The following is a 25,681-nucleotide window of genomic DNA, read 5'->3' on the forward strand; positions in this document are numbered from 1 at the left end:
TCCTTTACTTTAATAGTTCTTGAGGGCTCTGTCGATTTTTCTCTTGTCGTCTTTTGCCTTTAGACTGTCTCTTTTATCATATTGCTTCTTACCCTTGGCTAAGGCTATTTCAATCTTAACTAGACCTTCTGATTCGTAGACTCTTAGAGGGACAATTGTATAACCTGCTTGAGTTTTTTGGCCAATTAATTTATTTATTTCTTTTTTATGAAGCAGAAGCTTTCTAGTCCTTGTTGGATCGATGTCCTTATCATAGGCATGATCATAGGGTGTAACGTGCATGCCATATATAAACATTTCTCCGTTTCTATCTCCTATAAAGGATTCCTTTATAGATACTTTACCCTGCTTCATGCTTTTTACTTCACTACCTGATAAAGAAATGCCTGCCTCATATTTTTCTTCTATAAAATAATCATGATAAGCCTTCTTATTGTTGGCTAATAATTTCATCATCTACCTCCATATCAAAGTCGATATTTCTTTGATAAATATCCACATCCATTACCCTTATTTTAACCCTGTCGCCAATAGAATAAAAGCTTTTGCTGTCTGTATTGTAAGCTTTCATCTGATCTTCTAAATATTCGTATCTGTCATCGGAAAACTTATACATAAAAAGTCCTTCGACTGTATTGTCAAGTTCAATGAAAATTCCAAATTCAGTAATAGAAGATATATTTCCATGGAAAACATCTCCAATATAGCGAATCATATACTTACACTTTAATAAATCTTCTACATCTCTTTCACATTCTTCACTTCTTCTTTCAGTCATAGAAAGATGGTCAGCATTATTAGCCAAGGATTTTTCTAGGCTGGTCTGATTTATGGATCCTAACTTGTTGTTGATGTATTTTTTTAATAATCTATGAACTATTAAGTCAGGATACCTCCTAATAGGCGAAGTAAAATGAGTATAAAATGATGTGGAAAGACCAAAGTGGATGTCTCTGTGATTAGAATATTTTGCCTTTTGCATAGTTCTAAGCATCAAGAGATTTATTACAGATTCTATGTCTTTTCCGCAAACTTTTTCTAGAATTTTTTGGAAATCTTTTGGATGTAGGTCATTTCCTCTGATAGTATATCCCATTGCAGCTAGGGCTTTCTTGAAAGTTTCTACCTTCTCATCCTTTGGCTTTTCGTGGATTCTGTAAATGAAGGGAAAATCCATGTAGGCAAAAAGACTTGCTACGCACTCATTGGCTGCTAGCATAAATTCCTCTATCATCTTATTGCCTGAGCCTCTTTGCATCTTGGATATGCTCAATACCCTACCATCTTCTGCAACATCTATTTGGCTTTCAGAGAAATTAAAATCTATAGATCCTCTCTTTTCTCTCATATTCCTTAGAATCTCTCTAAGTTTATCGAAATCAAGAAGCTTTTCTTTAATAATTTCATCATCATAGATATTTTCATCCCCATCATCAAGAAAGGCGTTGACATCGTCGTAGACCAATCTATAATCAGAATTTATGATCGACTCATAAAAATCATCAGCTATTACCTTACCCTTATCATTTATAGTCATCTTACATGTAAGGGCAAGCCTATCTTCATTAGGATTAAGTGAACATATGCCATTAGACAAGGCTTCTGGCAACATAGGAAGGACAATATTAAATAAGTAGGTAGAGTTTCCCCTCTCGTAAGCATCATCATCAATGGCAGTTGATTTCTTAACATAATGAGCAACATCTGCTATATGGACATATAGGTCATAGTTTTCCCCGTTTCTTTCTATAGAAATTGCATCATCAAAATCTTTGGAATCTCGTCCATCAATGGTAACTGTAAAGAGCTTTCTAAAATCTGTCCTTGCTTCTATTTCATTTTTGCTAATTTTTTCTTCTATATATAGGCTTTCTTTCTTAGTTTCCTTAGAAAACTCATATGGCAAATTGTGAGCACGAATAAGTGAAAGAATATCAATATTCTTATCCTTCCTTCCCCCTATTATCTCTATAATTTTTCCCTCTGGCTTGCCATTTTTAGGATAGTCAATTATTTCTACTACTACCTTGTCCTTATTCTTAGCCCTAAGAGAATTTTTTTCTCCTATAAAAATATCATCACCAAAGGACCTATCATCTGGAATAACAAAGCCAAAACCCTTGTTTTTTTGATAAGTTCCAACTATCTCTTCCTTGGCTCTTTCTAATATTTCAACAACCTTACCTTCGGCATTTCTGCCCTTTTGCCTTTCTTTAATAAGTTCTATCCTAACCCTATCCTTATTATGAGCACCCTTCAACTGATCTTTTTTAATAAAGACATCTTCGTAATCTTCATTATCAGAAACAAAAAAACCATAGCCTCCCTGAGCCATAGAAATATTTCCTATCAAATTTAATTCATCTTCTGTTATAGGCATTATTCGATTCCTTTTTGAAATTCGAATTTTATTTTCTTTCTCAAGTTCTTTTAATATATCTCTAACCGCTTTTTGGGTGTACTTGTCAACTCTCAAATATTTATCAAGGTCTTTTTTAGTCATTGCTATGTAGGATGGATCATAGACTATATTTAATATTACATCTTTTAAATTCATAACTTCTCCTTATGCCTATATTAAAAAAAAAGGCTAAGCTATATATATAGCTTACCCCTTCTTAGTTAATTGCTATCATAATTAAGCTTGCTAGGAACAAAATTACTCCACCAGCAATAGCAACTTTATCTAACATTTCATTCTTAGATCTGTGAGCGCTTCTACCAAACACGTTAGTTTGTGTTCCTGAGAGAGCTCCAAGACCTTCAGTTTTAGGATCTTGTAAGGTTACTGCTACTATAATAATAAGGGATGCAATAACTAACACAATCGCTAAGAAATTTACCATATAGACACCTCCGATTCATACTATGTTATAATACCATAATTCCTATGAAATTTCAATAAAATAAGTCCTTGACAAAAATAAAGATACCTGTTATTTAATTTAAAAAGCTTGCAGATATTACACCTGCAAGCTTAACAAATTTGCTATTTATTTTTCTTATCAAAATTATTGTCTATTTTATTCCACCTTTCTTGGAAATAGAAGGCGGCAAGTTTTGGTTTTCTATCTCTTGTAAAGATTCCCTTCTTGTTACCATTTATCCTTAACAAACCTTGAGCTGTTGCAAAGTCTGCGAAGTTCCAAGGATGCTCGCCAACAATATTTTCATGCTCATCCATTACAGCATTGCTTGCCTTGTAATATGCTACTTGGAATTCTTCTGTGTACATACCAGGATAGTCTGAGTAATCATGGAAGCCAGCTATAGTGTCTGCTCCATATTCTGTTATGATTATAGGCTTATTTAATCCATTCCAATAATCGAGTTCTTTTCTAAATAAGTCCATAGGTTTAACTAAGTCTGGACCTCCAAAATACCAACCATAATATCTATTTAGACAAATTACATCAGATAGTTTAGCACTAACGTCTTTGAGCGGGTCTTGGGCTTGAACAGAAACTAGTGTGCAAGGTCTCTTTTGTGGATCACTTTTTCTAGCTAGGTCAAACTTATCCTTAAAATATTCGTAAGCTCCATCACTAGTTGAGTCTGGTTCATTGGCTATTGACCAGATGACTACACATGCATAGTTTTTATCTCTAGCGATTAAATCTCTAATAACATCCCTGTGATGGTCACCACAAGTATCAGCTATACCATGTTTGTCAAAGGTTGAAAGGGCTTGACCATTAAAGTTTGCTCCTCCACCAAAACTACCATTAAGGCCTACTGCTGTAGTCTCATCAATTACAAGAAAGCCCAACCTATCTGCAAGTCTTATCGTCTCTTCAGCATAAGGGTAGTGGCTAGTTCTAAATGAATTAGCGCCTTGTTTTTTCATTAGAGAAAAGTCTTTGTGGCTAAGTACTTCATTGAAACCTCTACCATTTGGGAAATAATCTTCGTGTTTGCCATAACCCTTAAAATAAACTGGCTTATCATTAAGAAGGAACTGACCACCCTTAACTTCAATTTTTCTAATACCCTGGTCTAAGATATACTCATCATCTGCAAAAGTAAATCTAAATTCATAATGGTAGGCTTTTAAGACATCCCAAAGTTTTACATCTTTAATTTCAAAAGTATTTTCTTTGCCTACACAAGTTGTAATTAAATTTTTATCTTCATCATATACTTTAAGGCTAGCCTCACCCTCACCTATTGTTGCTAATTTATAAGAAACTTTGGCTAAACTTCCCTCAATTTCACTAACTATGCTTATGTCATCTATACGATTTTTCTCTACTTCCATAAGCCAAACGTGTCTTTGTATACCTGCATAATTGAAGAAATCGAAGTTAGGATTGTTTTCTTTTTGCTCTTGATTTACATCAGGTTTTTCTCCTATGCCCATAAAGCCTTGCATCATATTATTAAGGCCTCCCACTGGCAAGGTCGAATAATTAATTACATTGCTTACAGCAAGAGTTAAGATATTACCTTCTTCCTTTAACTTTCCTGTAATATCAATTTCAAATGGCAAAAAGCCACCCTTGTGCTCCCCTATAAGTTCGTCATTCAAAAAGACCTTAGCGAAATGGGTTACAGAGTCAAATCTTAAAATCAAATCCTTTTTATCTGACTTTGGATAATCAAATACCTTTTGATAAAATACCCAACCAAAATAATCCCTAACATCTTCATATATATCGTTAAATGATGATGGAACAGGCATAGGTCTCGTATCTTTTAGGATATGATTTTTAAAACTTTCATCAAATTCCTTCTTTCCATCTCCTAACTTAAACTCCCAGCTTCCATCTAGGCTCGTGAGCCTTCTTGATTTACTATTAATTGGAAATAACATAACGCCTCCTTTACTTCCTTATTAATATTATATCCATTTAATAAAATTTTAATTATAAATATAAAAAAAAGACAGCCCCAAGGCTGCCTTAATTGCTAATATTATTTGTTGATGTTGTAGAAGGCCTTGATTCCTTTAAATCTTGCGTCATCGCCTAGTTCATCTTCTATTCTTAGAAGTTGGTTGTATTTTGCAACTCTGTCTGTTCTTGATGGAGCACCTGTTTTGATTTGTCCAGCATTTACAGCTACTACTAAGTCAGAAATTGTTACGTCTTCTGTTTCACCTGATCTGTGAGAAACAACTGCAGTATAACCTGCTTCTTTAGCCATTTCGATGGCATTAAGTGTTTCTGTTAGTGAACCAATTTGGTTAACTTTGATTAGGATTGCGTTAGCAACACCTTCTTTAATTCCTTTTTCAAGTTTCTTTGTATTTGTTACGAATAGGTCATCACCTACAAGTTGAACTTTATTGCCAAGTCTTTGTGTAAGTTTTGCCCAACCTTCCCAGTCATTTTCATCAAGACCATCTTCGATAGAGATGATTGGATATTTACCTACTAATTCTTCTAACCAGTCAATCATTTCATCTTCAGTTTTTACTGTTCCTTCTCCATCAAGGTGATATTTTCCATCTTCCTTGTTGTAGAATTCGCTTGAAGCACAGTCCATTGCTATATATACGTCTTTACCTGGTTCGTATCCAGCAGCCTTAATAGCTTCACAGATAATCTCTAGGGCTTCTTCGTTTGATTTTAGGTTTGGAGCAAATCCACCTTCATCTCCTACAGCTGTGTTGTAGCCTTTAGATGAAAGGACTGATTTTAGGCTGTGGAATACTTCTGCACCAATTTGTAGGGCATGAGCAAAGCTTTCTGCTCCTAGTGGGAAGATCATGAATTCTTGGATATCAACTGAGTTATCAGCGTGTTCTCCACCGTTTAGAATGTTCATCATTGGTGTTGGTAGAAGTTTTGCATTAACTCCACCGATGTAGTTATATAGGGACATACCTAGTTCGTTAGCTGCAGCTTTTGCTACTGCTAGGGATACACCTAGGATTGCGTTAGCACCGAGTTTGCCCTTGTTTTCTGTTCCATCAAGTTCAATCATAGCCATATCTACACCAATTTGATCTGTTACATCATAAGTGTATTCAAGTTCTTCAGCGATGATTTCATTTACGTTTTCAACAGCCTTTAGAACTGATTTTCCTAGGTAATAATTTTTATCACCATCTCTAAGTTCTACAGCTTCCCATTCACCAGTTGATGCACCTGATGGTACGCTTGCTCTACCAAAACCGCCATCTTCTGTGTAAACTTCTACTTCTACTGTTGGATTTCCTCTTGAATCAAGAATTTGTCTTGCATATACATCTGTTATTAAACTCATTTATTTCTCCTTATTTATTGAAATTTACTAAAAGAGCAAAGTCTTCTGCCTTTAAGCTTGCTCCACCAACTAGGGCGCCGTCAATATTATCTTTGCCCATTAATTCTACTACATTGTTTGGTTTTACAGAACCACCATATTGAATTCTTACTTTTTCAGAAGCATCTTTGCCATATTTTTCAGCTATTAAGCTTCTAATATAGCCACACATAGCATCTGCATCTTCACTTGATGCTGTTTTGCCTGTACCTATTGCCCAAATTGGTTCATAAGCTATGATTACTTTTTCAATATCTTCTGTTGAAACATCTTTGAGGTCTTTTTCAATTTGTCCTTTTACTTTTGCTTCATGTTCATTGGCTTCTCTTTCTTCAAGAGTTTCTCCACAACAAAGTATAGGTACTAAATCATGGGCTAGGGCTGCTTTTACCTTTTTATTGATTAGACAGTCACATTCTTTGAAGTATTCACGTCTTTCAGAGTGGCCTAAAATTACATATTTTGCTCCGACATCTGTTAGCATTAGTGGTGAGATTTCTCCTGTGAAAGCTCCACTTTCTTCAAAATACATATTTTGTCCGCCAAAGCCAATATTTGTTCCACTTAATTTTTCCTTGCAAACTACTAGGTCAATGGCTGGTGTACAAACACCTGCTTCTACATTTTCATCTAAGTCTAGATTTTTAATTTCGTCAAGTAGCTTTTCTGCTTCAGAAACTGTCATATTCATCTTCCAGTTTCCTACTATTACTGGTTTACGCATTGTTTCTCCTTATTTGTCTTCTATTGAAGTGATACCTGGTAGGTCTTTTCCTTCAAGGAACTCTAAGCTTGCTCCACCACCTGTTGAAACGTGGGTTATCTTATCTTTTAGACCAGCAAGTTCTATTGCAAGAGCTGAGTCACCACCACCAACTATTGTTACAGCATTAGATTCTGCTAGAGCTTCTGCTACTTTGTTTGTTCCATTTGCGAATTCTTTTATTTCAAATACTCCCATTGGTCCATTCCAAACAACAGTCTTAGCATCTTTTATCTTTGAAGCAAATAGTTCAGCAGTTTTTGGACCTATGTCCAAAGCCTCTTTATCTTCTGGAATAGAGTCTATATCAACTATCTCAGTTTCTGCTCCTGCCTTAATCTCATCAGCAATAACTACATCTATTGGTAGTAAGATTTCTACATTGTTAGCTTCTGCTTTTTTGATTAGTTCAAGTGAAAGGTCCATCTTGTCTTCTTCAAGAAGGGATTTACCAATTTCTTTTCCTTGAGCCTTTAGGAAGGTGTAAGCCATACCACCACCGATTAGAATAGTGTCTACTTTTGTAATCAAGTTTTCAATAACACCTATCTTATCTGAAACCTTAGCTCCTCCAAGGATTGATACAAATGGATGTTCTGGTGCTTCTAGGGCCTTACCCATTACTGATATTTCTTTTTCAATCAAAAATCCTACTGCTGATGGAAGTATGCTTGCAACACCGACGTTTGATGCGTGTGCTCTGTGGCTTGTACCAAAAGCATCATTTACATATAAATCAGCAAGGGAAGCTAATTGTTTAGCAAATTCAGGGTCATTTTTGGTTTCACCTGCTACATATCTAGTATTTTCAATTAGGCAAAGTTCACCATCTTTTAGACCATTAACTTCTTCTTTAACTTTTTCATCAACAACTACATCTGATGGGAAGAAATGGAATTTGCCATTGTAGTGATTTTCTAACCATTTAGCTACTGGTTTTAGAGAAAATTCAGGTTTTGCTTCTCCCTTTGGTCTGCCAAGGTGGCTCATAAGGATTACCTTTGCTTCATTTTCTAATAGGTAGTCAATTGTTGGAAGTGCTGCTCTGATTCTTGTATCGTCAGCTATTTCTTCGTTATTTTCTTTAGAAAGAGGTACGTTAAAGTCTACTCTTACAAGTACCTTTTTGCCCTTCACATCTAAGTCTTTTACAGTTTTTTTATTCATAAGTCTCCTCGTGTTTTCGTGAAAAAAGGCGGAAGCTATCCTCCGCCTTAATTAACTCTTAAAGATTTGCTAGATAGTCAAGTGTTCTAACTAAGTTAGATACATATCCCATTTCGTTGTCATACCATGCAACAGTCTTAACAACTTGTGTTCCATTTGCTCCTTCAACTATCTTTGTAAGTTGAGAATCAAATATTGAACCTGCTGGGTAACCAATTATATCGCTTGATACTATATCATCTTCTGTGTACGCAAATGCATCATTTGAGTATTTCTTCATAGCTGCATTAACTTCTTCTACAGTTACTTTTTTCTCAAGCACTGAGTAAAGCTCTGTGATTGATCCTGTAATTGTTGGAACTCTTAGGGCTGATCCATCAATTTTTCCTTCTACTTCTGGAAGTACCTTACCTACAGCCTTTGCAGCTCCTGTTGATGCTGGAATTGTGTTTTGTGCTGCAGCTCTACCACCTCTTAAATCTTTCTTAGAAGCTGGTGTATCTTGGATAGCTTGAGTAGCTGTGTATGCGTGGATTGTAGACATTTGTCCAGAAACAAATCCAAATTCCTTTAGTAATACGTTAACCATTGGTGATAAGCAGTTTGTTGTACAGCTTGCGCCTGAAACAACTGTTTCTGATCCATCAAGAATGTCGTGGTTAACACCAAATACTATAGTTTTCATATCACCTTTACCTGGTGCAGAAATTAGAACTTTCTTAGCTCCTGCTTTGATGTGAGCTTCAGCTTTTTCTTTTTCTGTGAAGAAACCTGTACATTCAAGAACTATATCAACTCCAAGTTCTCCCCAAGGTAGGTCTTCTGGATTTCTTTCAGCGAAAACTTTAATTTCTTTTCCGTTAATTCTAAATCCATCTTCTGTTAGTTCAGCGTCTCCATTGAATCTTCCTTGAGCTGTATCGTATTTGAAAGCATATAGTAGACCTTCTTTGTCTATAAGGTCATTGATTGCTACTACTTCAATATTATCTTCAACTTCGGCGATTCTTCTTAGTGTAAGACGTCCGATTCTACCAAACCCATTAATTGCTACTTTTGTTGCCATTATTTCCTCCTAATTAATTCTTTCTACAAATATTACTTTACTTATTTGTTAGATTTTTGTCAACATTTACCATTTGGCACCTTCAAGGTACCTATTTGCAAGAACTGCTGCAGTGCATCCGTCTCCTGCTGCTGTTACCATTTGCCTAACCTTCTTATCTCTAGTATCGCCTATGGCAAATACTCCTTCTACATTTGTTTTCATATCTTCATCGGTTAGGATATAACCATGGTTCATTTCTATCTTGCCTTCGAATATATCGGTTTGTGGAATGTATCCTACAAATATAAATACCCCAATTGGAGAATTATCATCAGATTTTAATTCTTTTATTTCTCCAGTTTTAACATTTTCTACTAGGAGAGCTTCTGCTTCCTTATTTCCCTTTATTTCTTTAACTACAGAATCAAGGACTAATTTGATTTTTGGGTTAGATTTTATTTTATCGACAACCACCCCACTTGCCCTAAATTCATCTCTTCTATGAATTATAGTTACTGATTTTCCAAACTTAGTAAGGTAGTTTGCTTCTTCTAGGGCAGAATCTCCACCTCCTACTACAAAGATGTCAAGGCCTGTAAAAAATGGACCATCACAAGTAGCGCAATATGATACGCCCTTGTTAGCAAATTCTTCCTCACCAGGTGCACCCAATTTTCTATGACTTGCCCCTGTAGAAATTATTATGACTTTTGCCTCGAATTCTCCTTCATCGGTTACGACTTTCTTGACTTTGCCTTCTAGTTCTACTGCTTTTACATTAGCATATTTGATTTCACAAAATTCTTCTGCTTGTTCTAAGACTCTCTCGGCAAGTCCCATGCCTGTTGCTTCAGGTATGGAGCCTGGATAGTTTTCTACAAAAGCTGTTCCTGAAATTTGTCCACCAGCTACAGCTTTTTCTATAATCAATGTCTTTAGTTTACTTCTTCCTGCGTATAAACCTGCAGTAAGTCCTGCTGGACCTCCACCAATTATTATTATATCGTACATTTTTCCTCCTTAAAAATTAAAGCCAGCTTGCCTTAGGGCTTCATACAAAACTATAGAAACCGAATTAGCAAGATTTAGTGATCTATCAATCTTTTTAGTCATAGGTATAGTTAGAATCTTATCCTTGTTGGCTTTTAGTAGAGACTCATCTATGCCTTCTTTTTCTCTACCAAAAATCAAGTAATCTCCATCTTTGAAAGAAACATCTGTATATTTTTTATCGCTGGGAGTTTCTATCAAGAAGTATCTTTTGTCTTTAACAAATTCCATAAATTCTTCCAAAGAGTCGTGGATTACCAAATCTACCTTCTCCCAGTAATCTATACCCGCTCTTTTCAAAAACCTATCAGAAAAGTCAAATTTAAAGGGCCTTATCAAGTGAAGTCTTGATTCGGTAAGGACGCAAGTCCTTCCTATATTACCAACATTACCTGGATGTTCTGGTGAAATTAAAACTATATTATACATGGTTATATTCCTTAATAAGCTTACAAGCTTCTAATATCCCCCCACTGTCGTTATTAGAGACAATATAATCAGCTATTTCTTTGACTTCATCTTTTCCATTTGCCATGGCAAAGGAAAGCTTTGAAATTTTTAACATTTCCAAATCGTTAAGACCATCTCCAATGGCAGCTAGATTATTTCTATCAAGCCCCATTTTGTCAACAAGCCCTTCCAAAGTCTTAGCCTTACTTACTCCTCCTGCCATAATTTCCAAGACCCTATCAAATGACGAAGTAAAGCTAAGCTTATCAGAGAACTCTTTTGCTAACAAATTCTTGAGTTTTTCCTTTCCTAGGGGATTTATATCGAGATTATTTATTTGAAACTTATAAGCTGTGTGCTTTCTATCTTTTAATTCTTTTATAGGATTATCACTTATTGAAAATTTCACTGTATAATGGTCTCTATCATCTGGATCAACTAGTAAGTGCCTAACCCTATCTTGATCAAACTTATTTGAATAATAGGTATCTAAATCATAGAAATGAAAGTCAAGATTATAGGCAAGGGAAATTTCATAGAGTTTTTCTAAGTCTTCATAAGAAATCGCCTCTTGGTAAAAAAGCTTTTTGTAAGATAAACCCATAACTGCCCCATTGTTTGCTATAAGGCAAGGCTTATCATCAATTTCTCTTGCATAATGATAGACTGAAGAGAAAACTCTACCACTACAAAGAAGGACCCTTACTCCACTTGCTTGTAAATCTTTTAGGGCATCTATTGTCTCCTCCCTCAATCTTGATTTAGAATCTAAGAGGGTTCCGTCCATATCAAGGGCAAATAATTTAATCATATTCCCTCCTGTAATATTCGCATAGAACATTCAAATCACACTCTTCGCACAAGGGATTTCTTGCCTTGCACAAGGCCCTACCATGGGTTATTAGCTGGTGATGGGTCTTTCTCCACCTATTTTTATCTATGTTAGCCATAAGTTGTTCTTCGGTTTTTTCTACGTTGTTTGCACAGGCAAGCCCCAATCTGTTGGAGACCCTAAATACATGAGTATCTACTGCTATTGCAGGTATATTAAAAGCATTTGATGCTACAACATTAGCTGTTTTCCTGCCAACTCCTGGCAGTTTCATCAATTCTTTTATATCTTTTGGTACCTTGCTATTGTAGTCCTTGTACAAAATCTTGCTTGTAGCAGAAATATTTTTTGCCTTATTCTTGTAAATTCCTACTGTCTTTATATAGTTTTCAATAGTTTTTATATCAGCTTTGGCAAATTGTTCGGGTGTATTCATGTCTTTAAACATCACACTAGTTACCTTGTTTACCCTCACATCAGTCGATTGGGCAGAAAGTATAGTCGCAACTAGAAGTTCGAAGGGAGTCGTGAATTTTAACATCGAATAATCAACATCTGGATACATCTTATCCAAAATTTCCAAAAGCTTCTTAATTTGTTTTGAATCTAAAATACTATCACCTCGCTTTTTATTATACTCTTAGCCTCTAAAATAACATTTTGATTGATTAAGAGATTGCCATGTTATATAATAATTAGAGAATTGGAGTGATTTAATGTTTAATTTAAAGAAAAAAGATTTAAAAGAACTGGACCTTATGCTTTTGTTTTCTACAATAGCTTTAAGCATAATAGGTCTAGTTGTTCTTTATTCGGCTTATGGTGGTAATATCAAGCCTATTTTGACTCAGTTATTCGCAACTATCCTGGGTTTTATTATAATCTTAATCCTTTGCACAGTTGATTTAGATTTTATCAAAAGATCCTATTGGTATGTCTATGGACTAATGATTATCCTACTTATTATGACCCTAGCCTTGGGGCGTGGTCTTGATGAATGGGGCTCTAGGTCTTGGGTTTACATAGGTTCTTTTTCCTTCCAACCCTCAGAAATAGCGAAGGTCGGTATCATATTTTCCCTTTCTGCTTTTCTGGATAAGCATAAATTTGATATCAACGATAGGAAAACTTTAGCAAAGATTATACTTATGGCTGGATTTCCAATAGGTCTTATCCTTTTACAACCAGACTTCGGAACAGCTATGGTTTATGTATTTTTTGTAGCAGCTATGATCTTCATTGCTGGTATTTCTTGGAAATGGATTGGAATATTCGCAGGTCTTGGTCTTATAGTAGGATTTGTAGTTCTTACAAATCTATCCGGTTATAGACTTGATAGAATCGAAAACTTCCTAGACCCTTCAAGAGATACTTCAGGAAGTAACTGGCAACAACAACAAGGACTTATAGCTATAGGATCAGGTATGCTAACAGGCAGGGGCTATCTCAGAGGAAGTCAATCCCAATATGGTTATATACCAGAAAAGGAAACAGACTTTATTTTTTCTGTCCTTGCAGAAGAATTGGGCTTTATCGGTTCTATAATAGTAATAAGTCTTTTTGCAATTATTATAATGAGGCTTGTAATAATAGCCAAGACTTCAAAAAATACTTTTATTACAAACATGCTAACAGGTATAGCTGGCCTCTTGTTTATCCATATTTTCGAAAACATCTCAATGACCATTGGTCTTATGCCGGTAACAGGAATTCCCCTTCCTTTCTTCTCATATGGAGGAACCTTCCAGTTAATAAGTCTGATAAATATTGGTCTTGCCCTATCAGCCTCCATGCAAAAGAAGCAATACGACGATGGCATAATAGATGAGGAGAACTTAAACCTTATCAATGTAAGTGTATTAAGTCAATAAAACATACAAAAAGGAGCTATTGAATTTTCATCAATGCTCCTTTTTTAGTTCCCACGTTCTGATGCAATAGCAAGACTTACTACTTCACTTGCCTTTCTTTTTTTCAATTCCCTAATAATTTCTAGAACAGTATTAGCTGTCGTTATTAAATCATCTACAAAATATAGAAAGCTTCCTACTCTCCAAGTATCCACTTAATAAAGGACTTTTTCCTAGCATATGGATTTTCAACTTCAATCCATGCCAAAAATTTAGCCGTATCAAGTTCTATATTTACCACTCCATGCACGCTTCCCACACAGACTTCCTGAGGGAGGGCATCGGCATAAATTTGCCCAGTGCTTGCCCCGTAGGTCCTGTAGGATTCGTTAAGCTGGCTAATATTGACAAAAAGATGGCCCGTTTCCTCATCATATACGAAAAGGTCCCTAGAGCCTCGGTAGAGGTTTTTCCACTTTTCCTTATTGGCCTCGGTGTCATCGTTGTACTTCTTTTCTGGGAAATATCTTGGCAGAGGCAGGTCGGCCTTTTCGTAATAGTCTTTGAAAATCTCCCTAGAATTGTATAAAAAATCAAAATTATTATCTTCTGTATAGATATCCCACTTGTAGTCTTCCTCGCTTTCAAGCCTTAAGGCCATCCTATAGCAAAAATCCAAAAAGAGGGTATTGTCAATACTTTCGTAGATATCTTTATAAAAATCAGCCGACTCTTGGGATTTTCTAAGAATCCTATCAATTATCAAATAATAGGACCTCCTCCTGGCCTCCTTTGGCAGGGCGTAGGACTTGGTATTGGTCGTCCCGATCATAATTGGATAAGGATTATCCCTCCTGATTGATAGATTTGATGTTGAAACTATAAATTCCTTGCCATATTTTTCTGTAGTAAAAAATTCATTGTCAATCTCATCTACGAGGATAGGGTTAACATTTTCCCCTCTAATCCAGTCCAGTAAGTTGTCAATCCTATCCCTTTTTTGGCTATTGCCCCTGGTGCCTAAAAGGTCCTTCCATTGGTAAAAACCGCCCTCGTTGATGCCTGTAAGCTTGGACATAATCGAAAGGAGGGAAGACTTGCCAGAGCCAGCCTCACCACCTATAAAGATAAATTGGGGTATGTCTAGCCTATTTTCAACAATTTCAATCTTATCTCTCAGCTCGTAAATAAAGGGAGAGGTGAAAATGCAGAGGATACTCTCGAAAATCCTCTTGCCATAATCATCTGTATAGGAATTTGCATAAGATTCAAAGCCCTTCATATAGTTATTTAGGCATTTCAAAGACCTAGCGAGGTCTTCCTGGCTGGCCTTCTTGCCAAAGGGGATAAGATTGTTAGAATTAAGGCTAGACCTTACAAAAAGACCTGTCATATCCTTTCTAGAATTTCTCAAATCCCTCTTGCTAAAAAGCTCGACCCTTTCTATGGCAGATGTATTTTCAACTTCCCTCACGCTAATCTTTTCAACCTTTTTCCTAACCTTCTTGCTAATGGTCTCCTTTGAGTAAAGAGCCGGCTCATTCTTTCTCTTATTAATCAGCTCCTTAGCAAGCTCAAAGGACACCTCTTCTGCATCAGCCTTCATTTTTTCATCCCTTTTTTGGGCTGCCCTATCGCTATCGATATTATCAAGCTGGCTGATAAGGGAATCTTCACAAATCCCAAGGCTAATCTTATCCTTCACATCCTCAATTATATCCACCACAGCCTTCTCCTTGATATTAGCCACCTGGTCATTGGAAATAATAAAGACCTCATCGGCAGAAATCTCATCAATAGAAGAAATATTTTTAAAAGTCTTGGCATTAAGTTTCTTGAGGTCTTTAGGTATATAATCAGTCAAAACCTTAGACAGACTATCCCTATAATAAGCCATATAGGTATCAAAATAAGAAGAATCATCAAGGATAAGAATATTTTCAAATTGCATAGAAGCCTTATCAAAGGCCCTCTGAGAAAGATTGGCAGAGCCTAGAACAAGCCTCTTATCGCCCCTATCATTCCACAAGAGATAAAATTTTGAATGAATAAGGTGGCTAGCCGACACCCAGACCTTAAGGGCTCCCCTATCCAAATTAAACTTAGCCTTCATAGCCAACTCATCATAAAATTTAATCGGCTCACCTTGGATTTGGTCAAGAATATTCTCCTTAAGGTGCTCTGCAAGCCTATTAATCGAATCCTTGATATAATCATTGTCAATCCCAATCACCAGCTCACAAGAAGCAAAATCAATTAAATATTTGTTCACAAAAGAAGGAGAAATTGAATAAGTAACCCCAATAAGGTGATCAAAAGTATCCTTATCAAAAATCTCCTCTATAGCCAGGTCCACCTCCTCGCCATCCTTTAAAATATGTAGGGTAGAAATTTTAAAATCATCACTAACATCATCCAAAAAACTCAAATTCCTAGACTCCATAAGCCCTCCTTAGCAAAAATATATCCTAATAAATAGATACCCCAATAAAAGTTTTTAAAAGCAACTGATACAATATAAGGGTAGAAAATAAAAGAAGCTAGCATAAAAAAGAAAATCCCTGGGAGAAGTCACAATCTACAAATTCGCCCAAGGCTGTGGCAGCCAAGAGGCAACCTATGAGAAATATGGGGAGACTTATAGGTTTTGGATAAGCCAACTTGCATAAAATCCATCCAAGAATATAATGAAACTACCATAAAGAGAAGGTTAGAGACAAGCTCGACGATCCTTCAGCAACCTGGAAAAATCTAAGGTGCTAAAGCTTGAATGATGGGGCAGATCGCATCCATCGTCGATGGGTGTTTTTTTCTTCTCTAAAAAGGAGGAAATTATGGAAAAAAGAACAGTAAAAGTAAGTTTCTTAGTAGCAGATGATGACCTAAAAAATGGGGACGCTAAATTAGTAGAATTCTTAGAAAAAGATGGCTTCAGCGAGCATAACCCTATAGGCTATAGCCCTATATGTCCATGGATTTTTGTAGACCTCAACCAAAAACTCTACGGAAGAGCCATGATCGGAGTAAAATTTGGAACCATAATAGGCGACCACGCCATCAGAGAAGAAGAGTTCTACACCATCTACAAAATATACAAACAATACGAAGGCAAAGACCTTTTCACCTTCAAAAAAGAAAGATTTGACTATAATGATTAGTAAATACTCCCAATATTCATTATGAGATTGAAAACAAAACTACCAAAAAAAGCCAGTAATATGTATGTCTGATACATATCCTGGCTTTTTTGTGATGGGTAGCCTAATTACCACCCCAGCATTGTAAAAATATTATATAAAATAATTCTTATTTGTCAATACTATAAAATTTCATATTTATTATAGACCATAGGCCTCATCAAAATATTTTATTAATTTAAAACAAGAAATTATCTCCCTATATTTTATCTAATAAAGCAGAACTTGTCTACTGGTATTGGCTGGTTTCGCCCATTTTTATTAAACAAGGTATGGGAAAGCCTTAGCACTTTAAATGCTAGGATTTAATAATAATTATTTTCTTACTTTGTAATAGAACTTTCTTAATGCTACAAAGTAAATAATTTTCTCATTAAAATCCTTTTTCCTTCAAAAACTCTTCGTAGAAATCGAAAAATTGGTCATCTATCAAATTTACCCATTGAAACATTATGATAACTTCAAGATATTTCTTTTTACCCCTAATATATTCAATATCTCCTAACTGGTTATATAGTCCATCAATATCGAATCTATTTTTCTTTGGTTTTACGTTGTAAGTGTCGATATATTCGCCTTTTATTCTCCTAGATATAGGCCAGGCTTCTGAATTATCACAAAAATACTCGGCATATCCAAATGCCCATTCCATTAAATCAACATGATATTTTTTTCCAGTCTTACAAACCCAATCTTTAACTTTTTCAGGGAGTATTCCCTTAGCTTCATTACTTAGTTGATCTAAATAGTTCATATTTGTTCTGTTACTTTCATCTATAGTAAACCTATTTAGTTCATCAATATACCTATCTAAGAATGGATATTTTTTTATCAATTTTGCATATAAGTTAAATGACGCTTTTTGCCAGCCTTTTGTATCATAATAAAGGCCAAATGCGATATCCTCATGCAGTCTATTCCTTAATGTCCTTACAAATTTAAGATTTTCATCTATAAATATTTTTACTAACCATTCTTGAGTTTCAATACTATAATCAGATAATTCTTTCCTATATTTTAAGGCCTTTTCATTTAATTCTATTTTTTCTTTTTCTAATTCATCAATATCAATGTATAAATTAAAATATTCAAATACATAATTTATGAATTGATGAATATTATCTATTTTTTTACTTACATCAAACTCGTCTATATTATCTCGCTTTTTTCTCTCTTTGATAAAGTCTTCAATCTTCATAACGACACCATTTTCCGTTTTTTAAACTTTCTTTATTTCAATTAATTTATTACAAATTTTTCTTTATTAATTCCTAGCTTATCTATATCCTATCATGATCAAAAAATAATTTATCTATTTTATCATTGAATAAATTAGCAAAATGCCAGGGACATATATTTTTGATATATATCATGGCTAATTTATTATGGACAATACAATCACTATCTTAGTTTTCAAGATTTTCCCTTAATTATTACTTTATAGCACATAAGCCTCATCAAAATATCAAGCTTGGTCTATTATTAGTTTTATTACCTTAACCAAATAAAATTCTTACGATTTCTCGTTAAGCTTTAATTTTATAATATTATCTTCACATTTATTTTCTATTTTCAAATATCCCTCTGGTAAGTTTAATAACCCTTCAATTTCGTCACTAAACAAATTCACCGAAGATTCATTAAATAAGTTAATAATATCTTCTTTCGAATAATCATTATCTAAAAGTAATTTTATAGCCATTTTAAATATATTTTCATTTAGAGTGTATGGATAATCGCCTGGTTCTTTTTTTCTCCACCCTCTAGAACTTACTTGTCTCATTAAATATTGAAACTGATTATTGGTTATAACATCTAATTCGTTGGCTCTAAATAACATAGCTTGAATAGAAGTTTCCCATTTATTTTTTAACATTCTATAATATTCTAATTCTGTTGGATATTTCCTGCAATCTGCTAAGAATGTATCTCTTGGTAAAAGAAATGAACTGGCAAACTTATTTGCCTGTCTCTCTCTTTCTTTAAACTCCTCATTTGACAACGTCTCAATGTCTTCTGTCCAAGGGTGCAAAAGAATATGTCCTAATTCATGAGCCATGTCAAAATTAATTCTCGCTTTGCCTTTTTTTCCAGTAGCTAGAACAATTATGTAAGTTTCATAATCATCTATATTAATAATTTGACTGTATGCATCAATCTTTCTATCAGGAACATTGACACCTACAACAATTAGACCATTTGATTCTAGAACGTGTTGTAGGTTTTTAATAGGCTCTAATCCTAGATTCCAACAATTTCTTAATTCCAATGCTATTTTTTCAATATAATCATCAGTTAAATCCTCATTATCATGATAAATAGTAGGTAAATTCAACTCAGGAAAATCAATATAATTATATAACGCCTCATATAATGAACCAATAAATTCAACTCTTGTAATTTCTGAAGCTCTACTTTTCTTAGTAGTTGTACTTAAAGCTCTAAAATAAGTTGATCCTGATTTTATATTATTATTAGATTCTTGAGTGAAATAATTTGTAGGAAATTTTAATACCTTAGATAATTTTATAATAGTTTCAAAATCAGGATTTCCTTTATTGTTCTCATATAACGAAAGAGTTTGCTTACTTAAATCAATTAATTTACCTAATTCAGCTAATGTCATACTCCTATATGTTCTTGCTGTTTTAAGTTTCTCTCCATTAAATTTAAAACCCATATCATATACACCTCTTAACTATGTTTTTTCGATTTTTTCTTTTTTAACCCAAGTTTAATTCCTTCATTAGGTTCATGACCTTCCGAATTTGTATTAGCATCATCTGTTTCATTTTCTAAACTTGTTAATTCAAGAACATCTGGTTTAATATATTTCATCAATGATTCTTCATCTTCTATGTAGAAATCTCTACCAAATAAGTACCAGTTAATGTCGGTCACTTTATTAGATTTATAGTCATAGGCAACTATATAATAAGTAAATCTCTTTAAACTAATACCTATATCAGAAAAAATATCATTAAATTCTTTATTATATATCTCATCACCATCAGTATTTGAAGAATCAAATGACAATTGCTTGTGAGGTTTAAATTCACTATTTAAAGAGTTAATAATTGTTTTCATATAGTGGGGAACTTTACGAGACTTATCTTTTGACAATCTTTTTAAATTCTTTGTGCTAGTAATACTTACTAAAGCTTTAGAATTTAAATCTACTAAAATCTGCCCTTTCCAATAGCTTCTCCTAAAGTTGTGTATAAAGTAATCATCAGAAGTAAACATTTCTTCTAATATTGAATATATTGTATCTAATTTTAAGTCCCTATAGCAGTTTGCGGTTTTTAAACCAAGGTTTTGTTTTTTATAGACAAATTCTTGCTCTAACGCTCTAACTATTCCAGTTGCAATTAACTCTTTTAAAGATTCCAAATTTACCTCCATATTTTATTAATTTTAGTATTTACTTATATTTTATTCCGAACTCAGTTTTTGTCAATATATTTTCATTTTTTTAAAATTTTGTCCAACGCTTATTTCTTCTTTAATCGTAGGACAAAATTCAATTTATGTAATTATTTTTAAAATTTAACCAAAAACTGATATAATAATAGTAACAATTTAATTCTTTACTTTATAAGATTTGAGGTTATTATGGAACAACCGTTGATTGATTTTAACTCTTATCCTTTAAAAATTGCACTAAAGCGTTTACTTAAGGATAAGGCTACTAAAAAGAATATTATATGGGCGACTAATACCTATGAGGATTTTGGGGATAGTTTTGATGATAGGGCTCAGATTTCTGAGGCTGTTTTTGCTCATGGTTTTGCCCTTGAGCCTAGGACTAGCAAGTCGGCTGAGACCCAGCTTGAACGTACTAGAAAGAAGGCTGAGGTCTACACTCCTAGCTGGGTGGTTAATTTTATGAATAATTATTGTGACCAAGTCTGGTTTGGGAGAAAGGATGTCTTCAATGTCCAAAATGGAGAGAGTTGGGAGCCTGTTAGGGAAAAAATTTCCTTTCCTGAAGGCAAAACCTGGCAGGCCTATGTTGATTCTCCAAGACTTGAGATAGCCTGCGGAGAGGGGCCTTATCTTGTTTCTAGGTATGATGTAGCGACTAGTGAGCTTATCAGACACACTATTAATAGGATAGGGATCCTCGATAGGAAGCTTAGGATAGTTAATGAAAACACGACAAGCAAGGAAGATTGGATAGAATGGGCCATTCGTGCCGTCCAAGCCTCTTATGGTTATGAATACCAAGGCGATAGCCTTTTGATAGCTAGGATAAATGTCTTATTGACCTTTGTGGACTATTATGAAAGGCGATGGGATGAGGATGTGGATAAGAAAATCCTTGAAAAGCTCGCCAATATCATTTCTTGGAATCTCTGGCAAATGGATGGGCTAACAGATACTGTGCCTTTTGGAGCACCAGCAGGCGAGCCTAGTCAGATAAGTTTTTTGGAAATAAGTGAAAAAGAGGAAGGCCAACCTGTGGCCTGTAGGATTTTTGACTGGAAGGCCAACAAGTCCCAGACCTTTATATCAATGAAGGAGAATATATGAAAAAATTTGATTTTGTAGTGGGTAATCCACCTTATAATGAAACCGTAGAAGGTCGAAGCGAAGATCCACCTATTTATCATTTCTTTTATGATGCATCAATAAATGTTGGAAAATTTGTATCTTTTATTACACCATCTAGATTTCTATTTGACACTGGAAAAACTCCATCTAAATGGAATAAAAAAATGTTAAATAGTCCTCATTTTAAAATTTTAGAATATGAACCGGTTGGTTCCAAAGTTTTTCCTACTACTGATATTAAGGGTGGGGTTGCCATTACTTCTTGGGATAATACTAAAGTTCATGAACCAATTAAGATTTTTTACCCTCACTCTGAGATTGAAGATATAGTTAAAAAGGTAAGAAGTATTGAAAAAGTTTTCTTCGATAAAATTATATTTTCTAATACTAGTTATAAATACGATAAATTATTCTATGAGGAAAATCCTGACTTTAAAAATAGAGTATCTGGAGGTTCAAAAAGATATTTATCATCAACTTGTTTTAAAAAATTTCCTGAAGTCTTTACAGATGAAAAACTAGATGAGGATAATGTGAAGATAGTTGGTAGGGAGAATTATAAAAGAGCAACCAAATTTTTTAACAAAGATTATTTGAATCCACCTAGCAACTTCATGTTCTACAAATTAGTACTTCCTAGTTCAAATGGTAGTGGTGATTTTGGGGAAATATTAAGTGAGCCATTTGTCGGAAATCCTAAAGAAGGTTATACCGAAACTTTTGTAACTTTTGGTAATTTTGGTAGTTTTGACGAGGCAAATAATAGTTTGAAGTATATTAAAACCAAATTTGCTAGAGCTATGTTAAATTCTAAAAAAGTTACTCAGGGTAATAAAAATTCTAAAGTTTGGGAAAATGTACCTAACCAAGATTTCACAGAAAATTCCGACATTGACTGGACCAAGTCTATTGCTGAGATTGACCAGCAATTATACAAAAAATATGGCTTGAGTCCTGAAGAGATTGACTTTATTGAAGAAAAAGTACAGGAGATGGAATAATGACTGAAGCAAAGATTTCTACCACCAAGGAAGTTATACCTGTCTGTTATGCCTACACTACTCCAGAACTTAGAAAGCATGACGGTTGGACCAAGATTGGTTTTACCGAAAGGGATGCTGATGTGAGGATTAGGGAACAGGTGTCTACTTCTGATGTTGATTATAAGTTGGAATGGGCAAATAATGCCGTTTATGAAGGTTCTAATGAAACCTTTGGTGATTCAGATTTTCATAAATATTTGATTAATCTTGGTGTTAAGCGAAAAGAAGGTAAGGAGTGGTTTGAGATTGAACCAGACCTTGCTGAGTTTAATTTTTTCAAATTTAGAAAAAACCGTGGTCTTATAGAAGCCGATGAAAAGCCAGCTTTTTATAAGCTAAGAAACGAACAGGAAAAAGCTATTGCTATGACCATGGATTATTTCAAGTCTCATGACAAGGGCGAATTTCTTTGGAATGCCAAGCCACGTTTTGGCAAGACCCTTGCTTGTTATGACCTTTGTATGAAGATGGGTTTTGAAAAAATCTTGATTGTTACAAATAGACCTGCCATTGCTAATTCTTGGTATGATGATTTTGTTAAATTTATCGGGCCTGCTAGCGGTTATTTCTTTATTAGCCGTGTGGATGCCCTTAAGGACAAGAAGTTTGTCTTGACTAGAGAAGAGTATAAGGACAAGGTGGACCCTGATAAAACCAAGGGTTATATAGAATTTGTAAGTCTCCAAGACCTTAAAGGTTCAATTCACTTTGGTGGTGACATGCCAAAACTTGAGGAAGTCGCCAACACTAATTGGGATATACTAATAATTGACGAAGCCCACGAGGGTGTGGATACCTACAAGACCGACCAAGCCTTTAATCAAATAAAAAGGGCTAATACCCTTCACCTTTCCGGAACACCTTTTAAGGCCCTTGCCAATTTCAAATTTGAAGACGATGCAATTTATAATTGGACCTATGCAGACGAACAAAGGGCGAAGAGAGATTTTGTGGGTGAAGATTTAGAAGAAAATCCTTACGCAAGCTTGCCTAAACTAAATCTTTTCACCTATCAAATCTCAGATATTATCAGAGATGAGCTTGATGACGGGATTGATCTTGACGGAGAAAATGTGGAATATGCCTTTGACCTTAATGAGTTTTTCTCAACAGATGAGAGGGGTGCCTTTCTCTATAATGATGATGTGGACAAGTTCCTAGATGCCTTGACTGATGAAAAGAGGACTAAGTTTCCTTTTTCTACACCAGAGCTTAGAGATGAGATAAAACACTCTTTTTGGATTCTAAATAGGGTTGATTCTGCCAAGGCTCTTAAGAGAAAGCTTGAGTTAAATCCAGTTTTTAAAGACTATAAGATTGTCCTTGCTGCAGGTGATGGCAAGATTGATGATGAGATAATTACAGAAGAGTCTTTGGACCGTGTAAGAGATGCTATAAAAAATTACGATAAGACCATTACCCTTTCTGTTGGACAGCTTACTACAGGTATAACTGTGCCTGAGTGGACAGCAGTCCTAATGCTTGCCAATATGAAATCACCTTCTCTTTATATGCAAGCGGCCTTTAGGGCACAAAATCCTTGCCTATTTTCTAATGGTGGTAAACATTTTAGGAAGAAAAACGCCTATGTTTTCGACTTTGATCCTGCAAGGACTCTTGATATTTTTGAGCAATTTGCAAACGACCTTTCTCCTACCACTAGTGGTGGTGGCGGAGATGATGAGACTAGGAAAAAGCATGTCAGAGAACTTCTTAACTTCTTCCCTGTTTATGGTGAGGACGAAAATGGGGTTATGATAGAGCTTGACGCCGAAAAAGTCCTTTCTATTCCAAGAAAGATTAAGGCTGTAGAAGTTGTTAACCGTGGCTTTATGTCAAACTTCCTATTTGCAAATATTTCCAATATTTTTAGGGCTCCACAAGCAATCAGAGACACCCTAAATAAGTTAAATTCATACAAGGAAGGCAAAAAAAGACCTATTGAAGTTGATGACGATACAGCTGACGAATTAGACCTCGATGAAAATGGCCAAGTAGATATTCCAGAAGAGAAAATCATAGGAAAAGCTCAGGAAGTCTTTGGAAAGAAAATCTATGAAGAAATTGAAGATAGTATAAGCCAGGCTGAGTCTGACTTAATTATCAAAAAAACTCCTCAAAAGACAGAGCTTGAAGATTTTATAGATACTTATAGTAAACCAATAAGTAGTATTATTGTTAATGCTACCAAGGAAGTTTACAAAGAAGACATGACTAGGTCTACAGAAAAGAAAATCCAAAAAAATATTGAAGATAAGGTTGATTCTATTGTAAGAAAAGAATACGAAGGATATGAAATTGAGAAAAACAAAATAGAGCATTATAAAAATGAAGAACTTGCCACTTCCAAATCATCAAAAGAATCAAGTGAGATAGAGAAAAAATACGATGATTTAAGTAGGGAAAAATACGACGAGTTTAGCAAAAAAGTCCAAGAATCGCTTGCTAATTATAATATAATTGAGGATTCTAAAAGTATTGCTATAGCAACCATAGAAACAGATAAGAGAGAAAAGGAAAAGAAGACCGAAGAAGATACAATGAGAGATAAGCTCAGGGGCTTTTCTAGGACTATTCCATCTTTCCTCATGGCCTATGGTGACGATGAGACTAGACTAGATAATTTTGATAAGATTATTCCTAATGATGTTTTCCTTGAGGTGACATCTATAAGTATAGATGAGTTTAAGATGCTAAGAGATGGCTATAATTATCTAGACGAAGAAACTGGTGAAATGAAGCACTATGAAGGTCATCTTTTCAATGAACGTGTCTTTGATGACTCTGTTAAGGAATTTTTGGATAAAAAAGTAAAACTTGCCAATTATTTCGACGAAGAAGTCAAAAGGGATATTTTTGATTATATTCCAGCCCAAAAAACCAACCAAATCTTTACGCCAAGGAAGGTTGTAAACCAAATGCTAGACCTCCTTGAAAAGGAAAATCCTGGTTGTTTTGATAACAAAGACTTTACCTTCATAGACCCATACATGAAATCAGGACTCTATGTGGCAGAAATCGTGAAAAGGTTATACAGAAGTGAAAAAATCAAAGAAGCCTTACCAGATAATAAGGAAAGGCTAAACCATATCTTTGGAAAGCAAGTCTATGGTCTTGCCCCAACAGAGATAATTTACAGGATTGCAAAAAACTTCATCCTAGGTTTTAGTGAAGAAATAGAAATTGAAAAACATAAGCTTAAACTTTTAGATTCTCTAGCAAGCATCCAAGAAGATAGGTTTGAGGAAGATTTGGTAAAATTATATCCAGAACTTAAGGATTGATTGATAAATACGGGTCTGTAAATGATTATTTCATTCACCGTCCTCTCACACCACTGTACGTACGGTTACGTATACGGCGGTTCTACAGTTTAATTTGAACTTTATTGTAATAGCTGACTAGGGATATATAGCCCCTCTCAGCTATTCTTTTGTTAGTTCATTTTTGGTATTTTCTTTTGAGTTAATCTTTT

General features: G+C 34.7%; 22 protein-coding genes and 1 riboswitch. Of the genes, 5 read left to right on the top strand and 17 right to left on the bottom strand.

Annotated elements, in window-relative coordinates; translation table 11 throughout:
* Positions 1-9 precede the first annotated feature (9 nt).
* The 12 genes from smpB to nth all read right to left on the bottom strand — a co-directional run bounded on the left by smpB (position 10) and on the right by nth (position 12,172).
* Entirely contained in the window at positions 10-453 is a 444-nt protein-coding gene (smpB, locus tag HMPREF0077_RS01870; protein WP_040349233.1) for an SsrA-binding protein SmpB, read from the bottom strand.
* Positions 431-2,557, bottom strand: a complete 2,127-nt coding sequence (rnr, locus tag HMPREF0077_RS01875; protein ID WP_004836183.1) for a ribonuclease R — start codon at positions 2,555-2,557, stop codon at positions 431-433. The genes smpB and rnr overlap by 23 nt, the downstream gene beginning before the upstream one ends.
* A gap of 61 nt (positions 2,558-2,618) precedes the next feature.
* On the bottom strand, positions 2,619-2,846 hold the full coding sequence (secG, locus tag HMPREF0077_RS01880; RefSeq protein ID WP_004836185.1) for a preprotein translocase subunit SecG: 228 nt from the start codon (positions 2,844-2,846) through the stop codon (positions 2,619-2,621).
* Positions 2,847-2,989: 143 nt separating this feature from the next.
* Positions 2,990-4,813 carry a beta-glucuronidase gene (gene uidA, locus HMPREF0077_RS01885; RefSeq protein ID WP_004836186.1) on the bottom strand — a complete coding sequence of 608 codons (1,824 nt, stop codon included), beginning with the start codon at positions 4,811-4,813 and terminating at the stop codon, positions 2,990-2,992.
* Between the two features lie 101 nt (positions 4,814-4,914).
* A complete protein-coding gene (eno, locus tag HMPREF0077_RS01890) occupies positions 4,915-6,210 on the bottom strand; it encodes a phosphopyruvate hydratase (protein WP_004836187.1) in 1,296 nt (431 codons plus the stop codon).
* A gap of 10 nt (positions 6,211-6,220) precedes the next feature.
* A complete protein-coding gene (gene tpiA / locus HMPREF0077_RS01895; protein ID WP_004836189.1) occupies positions 6,221-6,973 on the bottom strand; it encodes a triose-phosphate isomerase in 753 nt (250 codons plus the stop codon).
* 9 nt (positions 6,974-6,982) lie between these two features.
* A complete protein-coding gene (locus HMPREF0077_RS01900; protein WP_004836190.1) occupies positions 6,983-8,179 on the bottom strand; it encodes a phosphoglycerate kinase in 1,197 nt (398 codons plus the stop codon).
* Positions 8,180-8,237: 58 nt separating this feature from the next.
* Positions 8,238-9,245, bottom strand: a complete 1,008-nt coding sequence (gap, locus tag HMPREF0077_RS01905) for a type I glyceraldehyde-3-phosphate dehydrogenase (protein ID WP_004836191.1) — start codon at positions 9,243-9,245, stop codon at positions 8,238-8,240.
* A 66-nt stretch (positions 9,246-9,311) separates the two neighbouring features.
* The gene (gene trxB / locus HMPREF0077_RS01910; RefSeq protein ID WP_004836193.1) at positions 9,312-10,238 is read right to left on the bottom strand and encodes a thioredoxin-disulfide reductase; all 927 of its coding nucleotides are present in this window, start codon (positions 10,236-10,238) and stop codon (positions 9,312-9,314) included.
* A gap of 9 nt (positions 10,239-10,247) precedes the next feature.
* Positions 10,248-10,706: a tRNA (cytidine(34)-2'-O)-methyltransferase gene (locus tag HMPREF0077_RS01915; protein WP_004836194.1), complete on the bottom strand. Its 459-nt coding sequence runs from the start codon at positions 10,704-10,706 to the stop codon at positions 10,248-10,250.
* Positions 10,699-11,538, bottom strand: coding sequence for a Cof-type HAD-IIB family hydrolase (locus HMPREF0077_RS01920; RefSeq protein WP_004836195.1), 840 nt, complete (start codon positions 11,536-11,538; stop codon positions 10,699-10,701). The genes HMPREF0077_RS01915 and HMPREF0077_RS01920 overlap by 8 nt, the downstream gene beginning before the upstream one ends.
* Positions 11,531-12,172 (bottom strand): endonuclease III, encoded by a 642-nt coding sequence (gene nth, locus HMPREF0077_RS01925; protein WP_040349234.1) that lies wholly within the window; start codon positions 12,170-12,172, stop codon positions 11,531-11,533. The genes HMPREF0077_RS01920 and nth overlap by 8 nt, the downstream gene beginning before the upstream one ends.
* Positions 12,173-12,275: 103 nt before the next feature.
* Between nth and rodA the strand changes: the two genes are divergently transcribed.
* Positions 12,276-13,430 (top strand): rod shape-determining protein RodA, encoded by a 1,155-nt coding sequence (gene rodA / locus HMPREF0077_RS01930; RefSeq protein WP_004836199.1) that lies wholly within the window; start codon positions 12,276-12,278, stop codon positions 13,428-13,430.
* A 44-nt stretch (positions 13,431-13,474) separates the two neighbouring features.
* Here the strand turns inward: rodA and HMPREF0077_RS10620 are convergent, their stop codons facing one another.
* Positions 13,475-13,624, bottom strand: a complete 150-nt coding sequence (locus tag HMPREF0077_RS10620) for a phosphoribosyltransferase (protein ID WP_004836200.1) — start codon at positions 13,622-13,624, stop codon at positions 13,475-13,477.
* Positions 13,606-15,852: a restriction endonuclease PLD domain-containing protein gene (locus tag HMPREF0077_RS01935; protein ID WP_004836203.1), complete on the bottom strand. Its 2,247-nt coding sequence runs from the start codon at positions 15,850-15,852 to the stop codon at positions 13,606-13,608. Before HMPREF0077_RS01935 ends, HMPREF0077_RS10620 begins: the two co-directional genes overlap by 19 nt.
* 250 nt (positions 15,853-16,102) lie before the next feature.
* A riboswitch (SAM riboswitch) is annotated at positions 16,103-16,214 on the top strand.
* Between the two features lie 29 nt (positions 16,215-16,243).
* On the opposite strand from HMPREF0077_RS01935, the gene HMPREF0077_RS01940 reads away from it, so the two are divergent.
* Positions 16,244-16,567, top strand: coding sequence for a hypothetical protein (locus tag HMPREF0077_RS01940; protein ID WP_040349237.1), 324 nt, complete (start codon positions 16,244-16,246; stop codon positions 16,565-16,567).
* A gap of 412 nt (positions 16,568-16,979) precedes the next feature.
* On the opposite strand, the gene HMPREF0077_RS01945 is transcribed toward HMPREF0077_RS01940, so the two are convergent.
* From HMPREF0077_RS01945 to HMPREF0077_RS01955, 3 genes are all read right to left on the bottom strand, one after another.
* Positions 16,980-17,804: a hypothetical protein gene (locus HMPREF0077_RS01945; protein WP_004836207.1), complete on the bottom strand. Its 825-nt coding sequence runs from the start codon at positions 17,802-17,804 to the stop codon at positions 16,980-16,982.
* A gap of 315 nt (positions 17,805-18,119) precedes the next feature.
* Positions 18,120-19,286, bottom strand: coding sequence for a helix-turn-helix domain-containing protein (locus tag HMPREF0077_RS01950; RefSeq protein ID WP_004836208.1), 1,167 nt, complete (start codon positions 19,284-19,286; stop codon positions 18,120-18,122).
* 14 nt (positions 19,287-19,300) lie between these two features.
* Positions 19,301-19,999, bottom strand: coding sequence for a DUF5986 family protein (locus HMPREF0077_RS01955; RefSeq protein WP_040349239.1), 699 nt, complete (start codon positions 19,997-19,999; stop codon positions 19,301-19,303).
* Positions 20,000-20,221: 222 nt separating this feature from the next.
* On the opposite strand from HMPREF0077_RS01955, the gene HMPREF0077_RS01960 reads away from it, so the two are divergent.
* The 3 genes from HMPREF0077_RS01960 to HMPREF0077_RS01970 are packed head-to-tail and all read left to right on the top strand — an operon-like array spanning position 20,222 to position 25,490.
* Positions 20,222-21,142, top strand: coding sequence for a hypothetical protein (locus tag HMPREF0077_RS01960; protein ID WP_004836210.1), 921 nt, complete (start codon positions 20,222-20,224; stop codon positions 21,140-21,142).
* The gene (locus HMPREF0077_RS01965) at positions 21,139-22,164 is read left to right on the top strand and encodes an Eco57I restriction-modification methylase domain-containing protein (RefSeq protein WP_004836211.1); all 1,026 of its coding nucleotides are present in this window, start codon (positions 21,139-21,141) and stop codon (positions 22,162-22,164) included. Before HMPREF0077_RS01960 ends, HMPREF0077_RS01965 begins: the two co-directional genes overlap by 4 nt.
* Positions 22,164-25,490: a DEAD/DEAH box helicase gene (locus HMPREF0077_RS01970; RefSeq protein WP_004836213.1), complete on the top strand. Its 3,327-nt coding sequence runs from the start codon at positions 22,164-22,166 to the stop codon at positions 25,488-25,490. The genes HMPREF0077_RS01965 and HMPREF0077_RS01970 overlap by 1 nt, the downstream gene beginning before the upstream one ends.
* Positions 25,491-25,681 lie beyond the last annotated feature (191 nt).

It is taken from the genome of Anaerococcus tetradius ATCC 35098 (assembly GCF_000159095.1).
Classification (GTDB): domain Bacteria; phylum Bacillota; class Clostridia; order Tissierellales; family Peptoniphilaceae; genus Anaerococcus; species Anaerococcus tetradius.